15 protein-coding genes and 1 other RNA gene are annotated in these 16939 nt (G+C 50.0%); 10 read left to right on the top strand and 6 right to left on the bottom strand.

Annotation, left to right across the window (positions count from 1 at the left end; genetic code table 11):
- Positions 1-7 precede the first annotated feature (7 nt).
- Positions 8-1558 (bottom strand): 2-isopropylmalate synthase, encoded by a 1551-nt coding sequence (gene leuA, locus ACS18Q_RS12680; RefSeq protein ID WP_014204424.1) that lies wholly within the window; start codon positions 1556-1558, stop codon positions 8-10.
- A gap of 393 nt (positions 1559-1951) precedes the next feature.
- On the opposite strand from leuA, the gene ACS18Q_RS12675 reads away from it, so the two are divergent.
- The 7 genes from ACS18Q_RS12675 (at position 1952) to ilvN (ending at position 10223) form a co-directional block, all read left to right on the top strand.
- Positions 1952-2584, top strand: coding sequence for a TetR/AcrR family transcriptional regulator (locus ACS18Q_RS12675; RefSeq protein WP_441257136.1), 633 nt, complete (start codon positions 1952-1954; stop codon positions 2582-2584).
- 102 nt (positions 2585-2686) lie between these two features.
- The gene (locus ACS18Q_RS12670) at positions 2687-3220 is read left to right on the top strand and encodes a phosphatase PAP2 family protein (protein ID WP_004729194.1); all 534 of its coding nucleotides are present in this window, start codon (positions 2687-2689) and stop codon (positions 3218-3220) included.
- Entirely contained in the window at positions 3217-4263 is a 1047-nt protein-coding gene (locus tag ACS18Q_RS12665) for an MJ1255/VC2487 family glycosyltransferase (protein WP_441257135.1), read from the top strand. Before ACS18Q_RS12670 ends, ACS18Q_RS12665 begins: the two co-directional genes overlap by 4 nt.
- Before the next feature lie 362 nt (positions 4264-4625).
- A complete protein-coding gene (gene leuO / locus ACS18Q_RS12660; protein WP_004729191.1) occupies positions 4626-5585 on the top strand; it encodes a transcriptional regulator LeuO in 960 nt (319 codons plus the stop codon).
- 176 nt (positions 5586-5761) lie between these two features.
- Positions 5762-7576, top strand: coding sequence for an AMP-dependent synthetase/ligase (locus tag ACS18Q_RS12655; RefSeq protein ID WP_441257134.1), 1815 nt, complete (start codon positions 5762-5764; stop codon positions 7574-7576).
- A 426-nt stretch (positions 7577-8002) separates the two neighbouring features.
- Positions 8003-9724: an acetolactate synthase 3 large subunit gene (locus ACS18Q_RS12650; RefSeq protein ID WP_004729188.1), complete on the top strand. Its 1722-nt coding sequence runs from the start codon at positions 8003-8005 to the stop codon at positions 9722-9724.
- A 1-nt stretch (position 9725) separates the two neighbouring features.
- Complete coding sequence (gene ilvN / locus ACS18Q_RS12645) at positions 9726-10223, top strand: acetolactate synthase small subunit (protein WP_004729186.1); 498 nt, start codon at positions 9726-9728, stop codon at positions 10221-10223.
- Between the two features lie 91 nt (positions 10224-10314).
- Here the strand turns inward: ilvN and serA are convergent, their stop codons facing one another.
- From serA to zapA, 5 genes are all read right to left on the bottom strand, one after another.
- Positions 10315-11544, bottom strand: a complete 1230-nt coding sequence (serA, locus tag ACS18Q_RS12640; protein WP_004729184.1) for a phosphoglycerate dehydrogenase — start codon at positions 11542-11544, stop codon at positions 10315-10317.
- 253 nt (positions 11545-11797) lie between these two features.
- Positions 11798-12454: a ribose-5-phosphate isomerase RpiA gene (rpiA, locus tag ACS18Q_RS12635; RefSeq protein WP_014204428.1), complete on the bottom strand. Its 657-nt coding sequence runs from the start codon at positions 12452-12454 to the stop codon at positions 11798-11800.
- Positions 12455-12573: 119 nt separating this feature from the next.
- Positions 12574-13164, bottom strand: coding sequence for a 5-formyltetrahydrofolate cyclo-ligase (locus ACS18Q_RS12630; protein WP_441257133.1), 591 nt, complete (start codon positions 13162-13164; stop codon positions 12574-12576).
- A 2-nt stretch (positions 13165-13166) separates the two neighbouring features.
- A non-coding RNA gene (gene ssrS / locus ACS18Q_RS12625) (6S RNA) lies at positions 13167-13350 on the bottom strand.
- Positions 13351-13367: 17 nt separating this feature from the next.
- Complete coding sequence (gene zapA / locus ACS18Q_RS12620) at positions 13368-13676, bottom strand: cell division protein ZapA (protein WP_004729178.1); 309 nt, start codon at positions 13674-13676, stop codon at positions 13368-13370.
- Positions 13677-13918: 242 nt separating this feature from the next.
- Between zapA and ACS18Q_RS12615 the strand changes: the two genes are divergently transcribed.
- Genes ACS18Q_RS12615 through ACS18Q_RS12605 form a run of 3 tightly spaced genes read left to right on the top strand, consistent with a single transcriptional unit; the run spans position 13919 to position 16933 of the window.
- Positions 13919-14494, top strand: coding sequence for a YecA/YgfB family protein (locus ACS18Q_RS12615; RefSeq protein ID WP_441257132.1), 576 nt, complete (start codon positions 13919-13921; stop codon positions 14492-14494).
- 11 nt (positions 14495-14505) lie between these two features.
- A complete protein-coding gene (gene ubiH / locus ACS18Q_RS12610; RefSeq protein ID WP_004729174.1) occupies positions 14506-15690 on the top strand; it encodes a 2-octaprenyl-6-methoxyphenyl hydroxylase in 1185 nt (394 codons plus the stop codon).
- 13 nt (positions 15691-15703) lie between these two features.
- The gene (locus tag ACS18Q_RS12605) at positions 15704-16933 is read left to right on the top strand and encodes an FAD-dependent 2-octaprenylphenol hydroxylase (protein ID WP_238825920.1); all 1230 of its coding nucleotides are present in this window, start codon (positions 15704-15706) and stop codon (positions 16931-16933) included.
- The last annotated feature ends 6 nt before the right edge of the window (positions 16934-16939 follow it).

The raw sequence follows: 16939 nt of genomic DNA, 5'->3' as shown, positions 1-16939 counted from the left end.
AGCGAGATTACGCCGATGCGACTTTCTTTTTCTGTTTGATTTCGGCGATTTGGTCGGCGCGATGAATGCTGTTGATCACATGCAGCAACGCTTGACCCGAGGCTTCAACGATGTCGGTTGAGACGCCTGTACCGTGATATTTACGGCCTTTGTAATTCGCGATGATGTCGGCTTGGCCCAAGCCATCTTCCCCTTCACCTTTTGCTGTCAGATCGAATTTATCCAAAACGATCTCGTAACCGGTGACGCGGTAAATACATTGATAGAGCGCATCGACCGGCCCGTTCCCAACAGCCGCTTCACATTTCTCTTCATCGCCGCATTGCAGTTTGATTGATGTGGTCGCCATTACACTACCAGATTGCACGCTCAGATAGTTCAATTTAAAGAAATCATCTTCTTCACGGAGGTTGGAGAAGTGCATCAACGCTTCCAAGTCGTAATCAAACACCTGGCCTTTCCGGTCGGCCAATTTTAGGAAGTCTTCATACAACGCATCCAAGTTGTATTCGTTGTCGTTGTAACCCAGTGAATCCATGTGGCTCTTCACGGCAGCACGGCCGCTGCGACTGGTGAGGTTCAGTGCTTGGTTTTTCAGGCCAATCGATTCAGGGGTCATGATTTCGTAGGTGTTCTTGTTCTTCAACATGCCATCTTGGTGAATGCCCGATGAATGGCTGAAGGCATTTGCGCCGACAATGGCTTTGTTGCTTTGAATCGGCATGTTGCACAGTTGGCTCACCAATTTACTGGTGCGGCTGATTTCATCGTGTTTGAAGTTCGTGGTCACGCCCAGCAAATCCTGGCGCGTTTTGATGATCATCGCAATCTCTTCTAGCGCACAGTTTCCGGCACGTTCACCGATACCGTTGATGGTGCCTTCAATCTGACGAGCACCGGCTTGTACTGCGGCAATGGAGTTGGCAACAGACAAGCCTAAGTCATCGTGGCAGTGCACGGAAATCACGGCTTTATCGATGTTGGGGACGCGATTAAACAGTTGTTCAATGATGCCACCGAATTCGCTTGGCAGGGTGTAACCTACGGTATCAGGAATGTTGATGGTGCTGGCACCGGCATCAATGGCAGCTTCGACCATGCGGCACAGATTGTCGATGGGGGTGCGCCCTGCATCTTCACAGGAGAATTCCACATCGTCAGTGTATTGGCGAGCGTGTTTCACCGCCTTCACCGCCATCTCGACGACATCGTCGTAGGTACGGCGCAATTTGTCTTGAACGTGAATGGTAGAGGTAGCAAGGAAGGTGTGAATGCGGAATGCTTCTGCGACTTTTAACGCTTCAGCTGCGGCATCAATGTCTTTCGCAACGGCTCGCGAAAGGGCACAGATACGGCTGTTTTTAATGTGTTTGGCAATGGTTTGTACGGATTCAAAATCGCCCGGTGATGATACAGGGAAGCCTGCCTCGATCACGTCAACGCCTAAACGCTCGAGTGCGAAAGCAATTTGCAGCTTCTCTTTGACGGTTAAGCTGGCTGACAATGCTTGTTCACCATCGCGTAAGGTGGTGTCGAATATAATGACCTGATCGTTCATGTTTGCTTCCTCATTCCGAGAGTTAATCGTTTACTTCCTGGATTTAGTTATAAAAAAACCCGCATCAAGTGCGGGTTTCTGTGATTCTGTTGTGGTGTTTTTCTGCCACTACCTACCCGCGCGATGGATTCACGATAAGGAGGAGGCTAAGGAGCAGTGAAAAACGTGTTGTCATTAGTAACAATCCACAAATTTAAGTTAACAAATTAGTACCGCACTCGCTGATTCACGTCAACCCTAAAGTTGATTTTTTATTCATGCTCAAGAGCTTTTGGTTTTAACGCGGTAAAAATTAGTATTTTCTACTGAGTCGGCGGTTTTTTATCCTGATGCTATTCAGTGCCCGCAGATGCTTCTATAATTCATCGATTGATGAATAGAGCGGTGTCGAGCATGAGTACAAGAAAAGCGGGGCGCCCGCAACAACCCACGGATGTGCGTGAGCTACTGTTGCAACAAGCCACGGAACTATTCACCGTGATGGACTACGACAAGGTCTCAACGCGCTTGATTGCCCAGAAAGCCGGTGTCGATATTGGCATGATTCGCAACTACTTTGGAAACAAAGGCGGCTTGTTTGAAACCATGCTGCGTGAAACGTTGGCGCCGATGAAAGCGCAGATCACGCAACTGCTGGCAGACAGCAATCACAAGAACCTGACGGAACTGATGCGTACTTACTATCGCGAGATGATCAAAGTGCCGCATTTTCCCCGTTTGATCATGCAAGTGATGCAGATGCCACCTTCTGAACTGCAACGCCAACTGATCGAAAAGGTTATATTGGATGTGACGAAGCCGGTACAAGACATGATGTTTCAAAAGCTGATTCAACGGGGTGTGATTCGGCCCGATGCGGATCCCCAGTTGTGTCGTGTCTCTTATATAAGCCTGATGGTCTTTCCGTTTATTGCGCCTCGAGCGTTACTTGCGGTGCATGGCATTGAACTGAATGAAGAATTTTTGGACCGGCTCATTGAGCACAATATTCGTTTAATGGAAGATGGTTTTTTGCTGGTGAAATAAACGGCAATTGTCATCCATTTACAAACAAAGCATCACGGAGTTGTCATCTCTCCCTCTTATCTTGTGCCTAGATAGGAGACTCAACAGGGAGAGGAGATGCGGATGCGTACCATCGAGCCTATCGCTAAGCTGGACTTAGCCTTTTCAATTTTCTGCTTACAACACAAGTTTAACCAACCCATTGCTCGGATCAGCAAAGCGGTATCGCACACGGGCGATGGCCATCTCTACGCGTTGTTTGGTGTTCTGGCTTGGTGGCTGGATGGCCAACACGGGCAATATTTTTTACTGGCGGGATTGCTCGCATTCGCGATTGAACTGCCGATTTATTGGGGCCTGAAAAACAGTTTTCAGCGCCGCCGACCTCAAGAGCTATCCCCACTGCTCACCGCTTTCATTACCCCTTCGGATCGCTACAGTTTACCGTCTGGCCATACGGCGGCTGCGTTTGTGATGGCGACTTTGATTGGTCAATGTTATCCCGATATTTATGGCGTCGCGTTGATGTGGGCGGCGCTGATTGGCAGCGCTCGAATTCTGCTTGGAGTGCACTTTTTATCGGATGTGATTATTGGCGCGCTGCTGGGAATGGGCTGTGCGACGTTGGCGATGACGTGGTTGGAGACGATGGCTTGAACATTTTGTATGGCGTGCAAGGCACTGGAAATGGACACATTACGCGTGCCCGCGTGATGTGTGAGGCGTTTCGTGAACGAGGCGTTCAGGTTGATTTTCTATTTTCTGGCCGCGACGAGAGCAAATACTTCTCGATGGAATGCTTTGGCCACTACCAAACTCGCCGTGGACTGACGTTTGCAACCCAGCAAGGCCAAGTCAATTACGTCAAAACTGCTTTTAACAACAGTCCTGCGCAATTATGGCAAGAAATTAAACAGCTTGACCTCTCTGACTACGACCTCGTGTTGAATGACTTTGAACCCGTGTCTGCTTGGGCTGCCAAGCGACAAGGTATTCCGTGCATTGGGATCAGTCATCAAAATGCCTTTCGTTATCCCGTGCCGCTCAAAGGGGCGACGTGGTTGGATAAGCTCATCATGCAGCGCTTTGCACCCGCCGATTATCACTTAGGATTGCATTGGTATCACTTCGATCAGCCGATTCTGCCACCGATTGTTCACACCGCGGACACGGCCAATGTCAACCAAGATTACATTTTGGTGTACTTGCCATTTGAGCAGATTGAACAGGTGTGTGAAATGATTTTTCGCTTTGTAAATCAACACTTTGTTTTCTATCACCCTCACGTCATTGAAGCGGAGTTGATTGAAAACGTGGAGCTTCGCCCGTTGTGTCACGCGCAGTTTCATCAGCATCTTCAATGCTGTGCGGGCGTGATTGCCAATGGTGGATTTGAATTGCCTTCCGAAGCGTTGTCGTTGGGGAAAAAGTTGTTGCTCAAGCCACTCAATGGCCAATTTGAGCAGCAGAGTAATGTTGCTACCCTCGATATTTTGGGGTTGGCCTCTGTGATGGACTTTCTGGATGCGTCGGCTGTCAGCAAATGGTTGGATGAAAAACAAGCAGAACGCGTCGTGTATCCAAACGTTGCCAGTGCGATAACAGAATGGGTGATGAAGGGACGCTGGGATGATCATTCTGAGCTATGCAACACATTGTGGCAACAAGTTGACTTCCCCAGTTACGTTTCGACAAACTAATGATGCTGTCGATTAACTTGCTCACCTCTCATAGCGCATGTGAATATTAGGTTTCGCGCATAATCCTATGTATTAATCTCGTCAATGTTTTGTAAAAATAGCATAAAAGTGATTTTTTATGTTTTTTTATAAAACATCAAATCATTGAAAAATATTGGATTTTTTTGGTGCTTGGTAAAATAAACTGAGATTTTATCAATCTTATTGCTATTCGATAAATGAATGGTTGATAGTAGCGTACCCCTTGGAAGTATCCGGGTAATAAATACTACAAACGACGGTTATCTATTCGCCAACCGAAATCATTTATGTCGTTGGGTCTCCGGCGACAGATATCAGAATAAAAATAAGAGGCGTGCCTAATGTTAGACAAAAAAGATCCGATGAGCGCGATTGCGAGCTATCGAATGGAGAGCACACTGCGTGGTGTGGACCTCAACCTACTGACTGTGTTTGATGCAGTAATGCAAGAGCAAAATATTACCCGTGCAGCGCACAACTTGGGAATGTCACAGCCAGCAGTGAGTAACGCCGTTGCGCGTTTAAAAGTGATGTTTAACGACGAACTGTTTATGCGCCAAGGTCGCGGGATTCAACCGACTCAGCGTGCGCGTCAACTGTTTGGTCCGATTCGCCAAGCGCTGCAATTGATTCGCAATGAGCTGCCAAGTTCGGTGTTCTCACCAGAAACGTCAACACGTTTGTTCAAGTTGGCGATCTGCAGCCCATGTGACATTCGTTTTGCACCTAAAATCATGTCCAGCATTTACGAACAAGCACCGAACGTGCAACTGCACTTGGATGCAGAATTCGACCGTAAACTGGCGGAGCGTATGCGCTACCAAGAAATTGATTTTGTAATTGATTACGCTCGTTTTGATGAGCAAGGTTTCTCAAGCACTGAAATCTTCCAAGACGAATTGGTGGTAGTGGCGGCGAAATCGCACCCACGCATTCAAGGTGCCGTGAGCCCAGAAGCTCTGGCGAATGAGCAACATGCAAAATTGTCAAAAATTCATGGTCAACGCAGCTTCTCTGAGCAAGCGTATCGTGACCTTGATTGCCAACCAAGCTACGAAGGCACGAGCCTAAGCAACGTGCTGTACGTGGTTGGTCAGTCTGAGTTGGTGACCATTGCACCTCGTTGGATGGTTGAAAACGCTGCCAACAAAGACCAGCTGCAAGTGCTTGAATTCCCATTCGACAATGGCAATATCAGCGGTTACCTGAGCTGGCATGAATCGAGTGAAAAAGACAAAGGCCACATCTGGCTACGCGATCAATTGATGATGATCTGCGGCGAAGTGGTTGCATTCAAATAGTACTAAATGCCTCTTTATTTAGCCTTAGATTGGGTTGTCCCGATCTAAGGCTTTTTTATTGCGCTCACGCCAGACTTTCATCCATAACTATGACATCTGTCAGTTGCCTTTTTTATCACTGAATGTACACTTGTGCGCTCAAAAGAGCTTACATGTGTAAGCTATAGGTAAAGAAGATGGCCAATTTAGATTTTCATATCGTTAAACGCATTCGAGAGCAGGTTGCTCTTGGCGGTAGTCGTATCGCGTTGAAACATCAAGTGGACAACGAATGGCAAGGCATCAGCTGGACTCAGTTCGGTGAAGAGATGGATGCAATGTCGATGGCGTTACTGGCATTCGGGCTGGATGTTCAGGACAAGATCGGGATTTTTTCCAACAACATGCCGCAATGGACGATCGCCGATTTTGCCGCACTGCAGATTCGAGCGGTGACCGTGCCGATTTACCCAACCAATACTGCTGAACAAGCGGCTTACATTCTGCAAGATGCGGATGTCAAAGTGCTGTTTGTCGGCGAACAGCCGCAGTTTGATGCGGCGGTGGCCATGTTTGAACAATGCGATCAGCTGCAGCTGATCGTGGCCATGAGCGATGCGATTGCGCTTGGCGACTGTGATTTCGCCATGAGCTGGCAGGCGTTTGTTGCTTTGGGCGAGAATACATCCGGCGAACTGCTCGATGAGCGTTTGGAACAGGCCAATGATGATGACCTGTTTACCCTGATTTATACCTCCGGCACCACGGGCAAGCCGAAAGGTGTGATGCTCGATTATCGCAACGTTGGCGCGCAGCTCGAAGGGCACGATCAACGTCTGAACTTGAGCCAAGACGATGTCTCGCTCTGCTTCCTACCGCTGTCTCATGTGTTTGAACGCGCATGGACGTTTTACGTGCTCTACAAAGGCGCGACCAACTGTTATTTGCAAGATGTTGGTCAGGTCCGTGACGCACTGAGCCAGGTTCGTCCTACCGTCATGTGCGCAGTGCCACGCTTCTACGAGAAAATCTTCTCGGCGATCCACGAAAAAGTGGCGCGTGCGCCATTGCACCGCAAAGTGATGTTTACATGGTCTGTGAACATGGGCGCTAAAATAGCGCGCTGTCATCAGGAAAAACGCACGCCATCTTGGGCGCTGAAACAGTGCCATCAGTTGGCCGACAAATTGGTGCTCAGCAAACTGCGTGGGCTGCTGGGGGGGCGCATTAACTTTATGCCGTGCGGTGGCGCGAAGTTGGATGAAACCATTGGCCGTTTTTTCCATGCCATCGGCATCAATGTCAAATTGGGCTACGGTATGACCGAAACCACCGCGACGATTTCGTGTTGGGATGACCGGTGTTTTGACCCAGACTCGATCGGCATGACCATGCCGGGCGCTCAAGTGAAAATTGGTGAGAACAACGAAATTCTGGTGCGTGGCCCCATGGTGATGCGTGGCTACTACAAAATGCCAGAAGAAACCGCGCAGACGTTTGATGAACATGGATTCTTGAAAACGGGCGATGCGGGTCATATCGATGAGCAGGGGAATTTGTTTATTACCGATCGCATTAAAGAGTTGATGAAAACATCTGGCGGCAAATACATTGCGCCGCAGGTGATTGAAGGCGCGATTGGCAAAGATCATTTTGTAGAACAGATTGCGGTGATTGCCGACACGCGTAAGTTTGTCTCGGCACTGATTGTACCGTGTTTTGATGCGCTTGAAGAGCATGCCAAAGAGCTGAACATCAAATACCACGATCGCTTGGAACTGCTGAAACACAGCCAGATCATCGAGATGTTTGAAAAGCGGGTGAATGAGTTGCAACATGGCTTGGCGAAGTTTGAGCAAGTGAAGCGGTTTAAGCTACTGCCAAAAGCCTTTTCCATGGATGATGGCGAACTGACGCCAACGCAAAAACTGCGTAGAAAAGTCATTCATGACCGTTATCAGCACGAAATCGAAGAAATGTACCAAGACCGACCAAAAGATAAGCACTCTTAAGTGCCTTTGGCCGTCATGGTGATAAACGACATCCTCGCAGAGTGACCCTCGCGGGGATGTTTGTTTTTCTAGCGCTGAAAAATTGAATCACTCTGCGATTTTCTGTGGTTTTAATTGCCCCTCGACAAAATATTCCACTTTTTTTTATCCACTTCATTGTTCTCTCGCCTAATTCTGCTCCTACATTTGGAATTGAATACTTAATATCCGTTTTTTTGCCATATCTTATTAAAAATGCGCCATTTTCGCCGTTAGACCTGATGAAAATAAAGCGTTACAGTTGTTGCGTTACCTTAGCGCTTGTTATGACAAGTGCGGGACATAGCCGAAAGCGGAGAGTTTTCGAATTAGGCTACGAATAAGCCCTAACTATGTATAACCAGAACCGTTGACTGACCTTGTGTTCGGCTCTGGTAAGGAGAAAATATGGCAATGTTATCCGGCGCAGAGATGGTGGTTCAATCTCTGATCGAAGAAGGCGTAGAGCAAATTTTTGGATACCCCGGTGGTTCCGTTCTTGATATCTACGACGCCCTCCACGAAAAAACCGACAAAATCAAACACGTCCTCGTTCGTCACGAACAAGCGGCAACCCACATGGCCGATGGTTACGCTCGCGCAACCGGCAAGCCGGGTGTGGTGCTCGTCTGCTCTGGCCCTGGTGCCACCAATACCGTCACCGGCATTGCGACGGCCTACATGGATTCCATTCCGATGATCGTTATTTCAGGTAACGTGGCGACCAATCTGATCGGCAATGACGCGTTCCAAGAGTGTGATATCGTCGGCGTCTCACGTCCGATCGTAAAACACAGCTTTTTGGTGAAAAAAGCGGAAGATATCCCTGAAACGATCAAAAAAGCATTTTACATCGCATCAACTGGCCGTCCTGGTCCGGTCGTGATCGACTTGCCCAAAGATGTGATGAACCCGCAGATCAAACTCCCGTACCAATACCCAGAATCGGTCAAAATGCGCTCTTACAACCCGACGACATCGGGTCATAAAGGTCAGATCAAAAAAGCACTCAAAGCGTTGTTGGACGCCAAAAAACCGGTGCTGTACATCGGCGGCGGTGCCATCATTTCTGAAGCGCATCAGCAAATTTTCAAACTGGCAGAGGCCTTGAATCTGCCCGTCGTGAGTACCTTGATGGGGTTGGGCGCGTTTCCGGGCACCCACAAGAATTTCCTAGGCATGTTGGGGATGCACGGTGTGTATGAAGCCAACATGGCGATGCATAACGCTGATCTGATCTTTGGTGTGGGCGTGCGCTTTGACGATCGTACGACCAATAACCTCGAGAAATACTGCCCAAATGCAAAAGTGATGCACATTGATATCGATCCATCGTCGATCTCGAAGAACGTCAAAGTGGATCTCCCTATCGTGGGGTCGGCAGATCAAGTGCTGGAAACCATGCTCAAACTGCTGGCGGATCTCGACACGCGCAACGATGAACAAGCCATGGATCATTGGTGGAGTGAGATTCAAAGTTGGCGTGAACGTCAATGCTTGGCGTATGAAACCTCATCTGAGCGCATCAAACCTCAGCAAGTGATTGAAACCTTACACAAGCTCACCAATGGCGATGCGTATGTGGCGTCTGATGTGGGCCAGCACCAAATGTTTGCAGCGTTGTACTATCCGTTCAATCAACCGCGTCGTTGGATCAACTCAGGTGGCCTTGGCACCATGGGCTTTGGTCTGCCTGCGGGTATGGGCGTGAAGTTCGCAATGCCGGATGAAGAAGTGGTCGTCGTGACGGGTGACGGCAGTATTCAGATGAACATTCAAGAGTTGTCGACTGCGCTGCAGTACGATATTCCGGTGAAAATCATCAACCTGAACAACCGTTTCCTTGGCATGGTGAAACAGTGGCAAGATATCATTTATCAGGGGCGTCACTCCAACTCATACATGAGTTCTGTGCCTGATTTTGCAGCGATCGCAGAAGCTTACGGTCACGTGGGGATCCGCATCTCAACACCAGATGAATTGGAATCTGGGTTGAAACAGGCATTGGAGATGAAAGATCGCCTGGTCTTTGTGGATATCAACGTCGATGAAACGGAGCACGTCTACCCAATGCAGATCAAAGGCGAGGGGATGGACAAAATGTGGTTGAGCAAAACGGAGCGTACTTAAGATGAGACAACACATTATTTCAATACTGCTAGAAAACCAGCCGGGTGCGTTGTCTCGTGTGGTGGGGTTGTTCTCTCAACGCGGTTACAACATTGAAAGCCTCAACGTGTCACCGACAGACGATGAAACCTTGTCACGCTTGAACATCACCACAACGTCAAGCGACATGCAGTTGGAGCAAATTCAGAAACAGTTGCACAAACTGATTGATGTTCTGAAAGTGCAAGATGTGACGGAGTTTGACCACATTGAGCGTGAACTGATGTTGGTAAAAGTCAAAGCCAGCGGTTTTGCGCGTGCGGAAGTTAAGCGCACGGCGGATATCTTCCGCGGCCAAATCGTTGATGTAACGGCTTCGCAATACACGGTGCAAATTGCAGGCGCGAGTGAAAAACTCGATGCGTTTATCCATGCGATTGCGGAAGTGACCGATGTGATTGAAGTTGCTCGCAGTGGGGTGGTTGGTATTGCACGCGGTGAACGTGCGCTACGTGGTTAACCCATGCTCGCGACTCACATAAAAAAACCAGCCGAATGGCTGGTTTTTTTGCTTTTAGCCAAGCGGCGTCGATACGCCGCTGGCGGGGCGCTTAGTGCAGGATACGCGCGCGAATGGTGCCGTCGATCCCTTTCAGTTTCGCGAGGGCTTCTTCTGAGCGTGCATTTTCAACGTCAATCACCACATAACCAATGTTGGCTGAGGTTTGCAGGTACTGCGCGGCAATGTTAATGCCGTCTTGCGCAAAGATGGTGTTGATTTGCGTCAGAATACCGGGACGGTTCTCGTGAATGTGCAGCAGACGAGACGCTTGGCGATGTTCAGGCAGCGACACTTCAGGGAAGTTAACGCTTGAGAGCGTTGACCCGTTGTCTGAGTATTTCGCCAGCTTGCCAGCCACTTCAATCCCGATGTTTTCTTGTGCTTCCTGAGTGGAGCCGCCCACATGCGGTGTCAGGATCACGTTGTCAAATTGCATCAGCGGAGATTCAAACGCTTCTTTGTTGGATGCTGGTTCTGTTGGGAACACGTCAATGGCCGCGCCAGCCAGATGGCCCGATTCCATCGCATCACACAATGCTGGAATGTCGACCACGGTACCGCGTGCGGCGTTGATGAAAATTGAACCGGGTTTCATGCGTGCAAATTCGTCTTTGCCCATCATGTTCTTGGTTTCTGGTGTTTCTGGGACGTGCAGCGAAATCACGTCACATTTATTCAGCAGCTCGCTCATGGTGTGCACTTGAGTGGCGTTGCCCAACGACAGTTTGTTTTCGATGTCGTAGAAGTACACGTGCATCCCCAAGTTTTCTGCAATGATACCCAATTGAGTACCGATGTGGCCGTAACCGATGATGCCTAGGCGTTTACCACGAGCTTCGTAAGAGTTGTCGGCGCTTTTCTTCCAGATACCGCGGTGAGCCAGGGCGTTTTTCTCTGGAATGCCACGCAGCAGCAATAGGATTTCACCCAGAACCAGCTCAGCCACACTACGAGTATTGGAGAACGGCGCATTGAACACTGGAATACCGCGTTTGGCAGCTGCATTCAGGTTGACTTGGTTGGTACCGATACAGAAGCAGCCGATTGCGACCAGTTTCTCTGCCGCGTTGATGACTTCTTCCGTCAAGTTTGTACGTGAACGGATACCAATGAAGTGAACATCTTTCACCGCTTCGAGCAATTCTGATTCTTCTAAGGAGCCCTTGTGGTATTCGATGTTGCTATAGCCAGCAGCTTGCAGCACTTCAACTGATGATGGGTGAAGTCCTTCAAGGAGTAGGATTTTAATTTTGTCTTTTTCCAGTGAAACTTTGGCCATTATTCTCGTCCTTAAATATGGGAAGGTGGGCAAATGAAGCGAACATCAAGCGAAACGTGTAATAACTGAGCCTTTTATAACAAAGCAAACGTTTGCATTGCGTATCTTCTACGCAATAAATTAACAAACTTTTTTTGTTTTGGGTAAGAAAATTACGGAATAAGGCATAATTTTCTTCGAGAAAAGAAATAAAAAACGGCACCCAGTGTGCCGTTTGTAATCTAATGACGGAAAAAAGACGTTTTTTCCAATCTTATTCTTCGATTTTAGCCCCTTCAGGGGTACCGGTAATGACCACATCCGCTCCGCGGTGAGCGAACAGACCGTTGGTCACCACGCCTGCAATCGCGTTGATTTTGCTTTCCAGATCTTTGGCGTCTGTGATGCGCATGTTGTGCACGTCTAGAATGATGTTGCCGTTGTCGGTCAGAACACCTTCACGATACACCGGATCACCGCCCAGTTTGACTAGTTCACGTGCCACATAAGAGCGCGCCATTGGAATCACTTCTACGGGAAGCGGGAATCCTCCCAGGACGTCAACCGCTTTGGTGCCATCGACGATACAGATGAATTTGTCGGCAATGGCCGCCACAATTTTTTCACGCGTCAGCGCCGCACCTCCGCCTTTGATCATTTCGCGATGCGGGTTAATTTCGTCCGCGCCATCGACGTACACGTCCAAGCCAGCCACATCGTTACAATCGAACACCTCAATGCCGAGGCCCTTGAGTTTCTCGGTGGACGCAATTGAGCTTGAAACTGCGCCTTTGATGTCATCTTTGATCGACCCCAAAGCATCGATGAAGTGATTCACCGTTGAACCGGTACCGACACCAACAATGCTGCCTTTTTCTACATATTTCAGTGCAGCCCAACCGGCGGCTTTTTTCATTTCATCTTGAGTCATGCCTTTCTCCTGATTTCGATTCTGTGGGGGAACGCGTTTGCGCGGCGCGATTATACCCTCAAACCAACGGGAGATGTACTCCGATAGCGGCATTATCCGTGCTCTTAATTTTGCAGTGATCACGCTTTCCAGTGCCAAATCTGGTTCGGCGTGACAATCTTCGGTAGGGGAACATCCCAGGTTTCGACTGGCAGTTGATCAACATGTTGGCAATCATGCGCCAATCCCAAAGGCATGGCGCCTTCACCGGTTTGAAACCAGTGCGCGAGGGTGCGATCGTAGTAGCCGCCTCCCATGCCGAGGCGATGGCCGTGGGAATCAAACGCCACCAATGGCGTGCAGATCAGGTCGAGTTCTTTCACCGGTTTGACTAAGGTTTGGTTGAGCTTGGGCTCGAGAATACCAAATTTGTTATAAGTCATCGGTGTGGTGCTTTGATAGTGAAGAAACAGCAGGTGACCGGCAGAAAACGGATGCAGCACGGGGAGATAGACGGCTTTGCCTTGCGACCACAACCAGTCGATCAGCGGCTGGGTGTCGAGCTCGCCATCAGTAGATAAATAGAGCGCAATGTGATGGCTGGTCTGCATTTCCGGCAGCGCTGAAAAGCGGCGAATCAGATCCTGACTGGCTTGGTATTGCGTGTCGCTGGACAGTTGATTGCGTTGCTGACGAATGCGCTTACGTAGCGCCTGACGAGAGTATTGCATAGAGGAACCCCAGAGTGCCGTTGAGGATTGTAGCCCTTGAACCAGCTGGTTCAAGGCGGATCAGCAAGGATAACCGTAGGCTTCTCGGTACGAGCCGAGCATGCTCAATAGCTACCAAGTACTAACCCTTACGTGTTGCTTATCGGCTCAGGGACATAAATCCGCTGACGAACACTCCAGGGTAAAACTTTGGATGGTAAAGGCTACAGCTCTCCTGGCTTGACTTTACTGAGTGCTTCTTCAAGTGAAGCGGTGAGCTTTTCCATTCGCTCATTGATGGCCGATTGATGACCGTCTTTCTCTTGCTGCTTAGTTTGCAGCTCGTAACAGATGTTCAACGCGGCGATTGTCAGTAGCTTTACCTCATTCGATACCTTAGTACGATCGGCCATATCTTTCAATCGTTGGTCGAGGTCCTGTGCGGCACGTAACAGGGATTCTTCTTCGCCTGCCGGACAATTAACCCGTGTCACTTTGCCTAAAATTTCAACGTCAACCGCTTGATTACTCATGATAAATGAACTCTATTGGCGTAACTAAAGATGATATCGCTTACGTGACCATCGAGGGTCAAACTATAGGTAAAGCGTTCCTAAGATTCAAGCTTTTCACACGCGTAAGCTGGATTTGGTTGGGCAAAAACACAGTTCTTGGGCAATTTGCATAAAAGCTGGTCACAATTGCTGACGTGAGCATTTTCGCCGGATCGTTGAAGTGGTACGATTAAACATATTTTTTCAACGACGAGCCCATTATGAGCGACAACACGTTTCCAAATTATGCAAACTTAGCCTCCGAACTGCAATCGGCATCGCTGGGGGTCACACCGGCAGAATTGCACGGCTTATTGACCGGCATGCTGGCTGGTGGTTTGAGTTTGAATGATAAAAGTTGGCAGCCGCTGATTTTTGATTATACCAATGATGGGATGGGCTGGCCGATGCAAGTGCTGGCGCTGGCAGAGCAAACGCTTACCGCGACCAACGCAGAATTGATCAGTACGGATCTGGAAGTGACCCTGATGCTGCCAACAACTGACGGTGACGAAGCGCTCTTTCAGTTTGCCGACAGCGTGGCGGAATGGGTGAACCATTTTATTTCTGGCCTCGGTTTGGTGGGGGCGAAAGTACAAAGCGCCTCCAACGTCGCCAAAGAAGCGTTAGAGGATCTGGAAGAGATCTCGAAGCTGGGCATTGATGAAGACGATGACATGGACGAGCAAGCGCAATTGCTTGAGCAAGTCATTGAGCATGTGAAAGCTTGCGTTTTGACGCTGCACGCAGAGTTTGGCGCCAAACCGCAACAAGCTTCAGAACCAACGATTCACTAAGTGAGGCGGCAGTGAGCGAGGCAAAATCTTTTGATGTGATTATTGCTGGTGGCGCCATGGCTGGCGCAACGTTGGCGTTAGCGCTAGATACGTTGAGTCAGGGGCGTCTCAACATCGCGGTGATTGAAGCATATCAGACGGATCATCACGCGCATCCGGGGTTCGATGCCCGCTCGATTGCACTCTCTTATGGGACGGTGGGTATTCTGCGCCAGTTGGCTTTATGGCCAGCGATTGCCCCTGTGGCCACGCCGATCACCCAGATTCATGTGTCGGATCGCTCGCATGCCGGTATGACCGATATCACGCGCGAATCGGCTGGTGTGGATGCGCTGGGATATGTGGTTGAATTGGCACACGTGGGCCGCATTTACGCAGAAAAAATGGCGCAAAGTGCTGCGATTCATGTGTTCTGCCCAGCCAGCGTTTCAACGGTCGAGCGTCACAATGATGCGGTGACGGTCACACTCAATAGCGGTGAATCGTTGCGAGGCCAATTGCTGGTTGCGGCCGATGGCGCCGTGTCGACGTGTTGTCAGCAAATTGGATTGGCACTCACAGAACACGACTTTAACCAAGTGGCGATCATTGCCAATGTAGTGGCGAGCGAGCCACATCGAGGCCGTGCTTTTGAACGCTTTACATCGACCGGCCCAGTGGCGCTGCTGCCGATGAGTGACAACCGCTTGTCGCTGGTGTGGTGTTTACCTCCTGAAGTGGCGGCGCAAGTCATGCAATGCAGCGATAGTGAGTTTTTAGCGCGATTGCAAACGGCCTTTGGCTGGCGTCTAGGGCGCTTGATCAAAGCAGGCGAGCGCAGTGCTTACCCACTGTTGCTGCGTTACCGTGAACAGAACATTTCTCACCGCTTTGCGATTGTCGGGAATGCGGCGCAAACGCTGCATCCGATTGCGGGGCAAGGATTCAACTTAGGCATTCGCGATGTGGCAACACTGGCCGAAGAACTCACCGCCGGCGATGCGATCGGCAGTTATGCGCAGCTCAACCGGTTTAGGCAGCGCCGTGAAGCGGATCGCGAAGCCACCATTACACTGACGTCGACGCTGGTACACCTGTTTTCCAACGACTGGCTGACGTTGAGCATTGGGCGAAATCTGGGCTTGGCTGCGATGGATAATCTGCCAATGCTGAAATCTCCGTTGCTGCGCCGCACGCTGGGTGTGGTGAATCGATAAAAGGTACGAAATTATGATGCAAAGCGTGGATATTGCGATTGTTGGCGGCGGCATGGTCGGGCTTGCTCTCGCCGCGGCATTTAAAAATACCGAACTACGAATTGCGGTGATTGAAGGCAAATTACCCCAAGAAGGATTGAGCGAGTTGCCGGACGTGCGCGTGTCGGCGCTCAGCCGTTCTAGCGAGATTATGTTGCAAAACCTCAATGCTTGGCAGGGCATCACCGCCCGCCGCGCCGCGCCCTATCAGGCGATGGAAGTGTGGGAGCAAGATAGTTTCGCGCGCATCGAATTCAATGCGAACCATCTGACGCAGCCCAATCTAGGCCACATTGTTGAAAACCGCGTGATTCAGTTGGCGCTGCTGGAGCAAGTGAAGCAGCAGTCGAATGTCTCTTTGTACATGCCGGCAACGTGCCAAAGTTTAGCGATTGGCGAAAGCGAAGCGTGGCTGACGCTTAATAATGGACAGGCGCTGACAGCCAAGTTGGTGGTGGGCGCTGATGGCGCCAACTCTTGGGTGCGCAAGCAACAAGATATTCCGCTCACGCATTGGGATTACGGCCACAGTGCTGTGGTTGCGAATGTGCGCACCACCGAACCGCATGAATCGATCGCGCGCCAGATCTTTACTCCTCAAGGGCCTTTGGCTTTTTTGCCGCTGGGGAATCCGTACATGAGTTCGATCGTGTGGTCGACCGACCCAAATCGTGCCGAGCACTTGGTCGGGCTTGATGCTCAAGCGTTCAACAAAGCACTGACGGCGGAATTTGACGCCAAACTGGGCGTGTGCGAGGTGGTGGGCGAGCGTCATGCGTTCCCGCTTAAAATGCGTTATGCCCGAGACTTTGTCGTCGAGCGCGTTGCGTTGGTCGGCGATGCAGCGCACACCATTCACCCCTTGGCGGGTCAAGGCGTGAACCTTGGTTTGCTGGACGCGGCGAGTTTGGCGCAGGAAGTGATGGCGTTGTGGCACCAAGGGCAAGATATCGGCAGCAAGCGCAACCTACGTGGGTATGAGCGCTGGCGCAAAGCGGAAGCGGCGAAGATGATTGCGGCGATGCAAGGTTTTAAAGATCTGTTTTCAGGCAATAACCCAGCCAAGAAATTGATTCGTGGTATCGGGATGCGCCTGGCAGGGCAATTGCCGGGTGCGAAAGACGAAATCATGAAATATGCACTGGGGCTCAAAGGTAATCTGCCGGAACTGGCAAAAACGCAGCGGACGTCGCCGACGGCGTAATCCATA

Origin of the sequence: Vibrio sp. Vf1514 (assembly GCF_052076135.1) — a bacterium.
Classification (GTDB): domain Bacteria; phylum Pseudomonadota; class Gammaproteobacteria; order Enterobacterales; family Vibrionaceae; genus Vibrio; species Vibrio furnissii.
The sequence above is the reverse complement of the archived record's forward strand: the minus strand, read 5'-3'. Positions and strand labels throughout refer to the sequence as shown.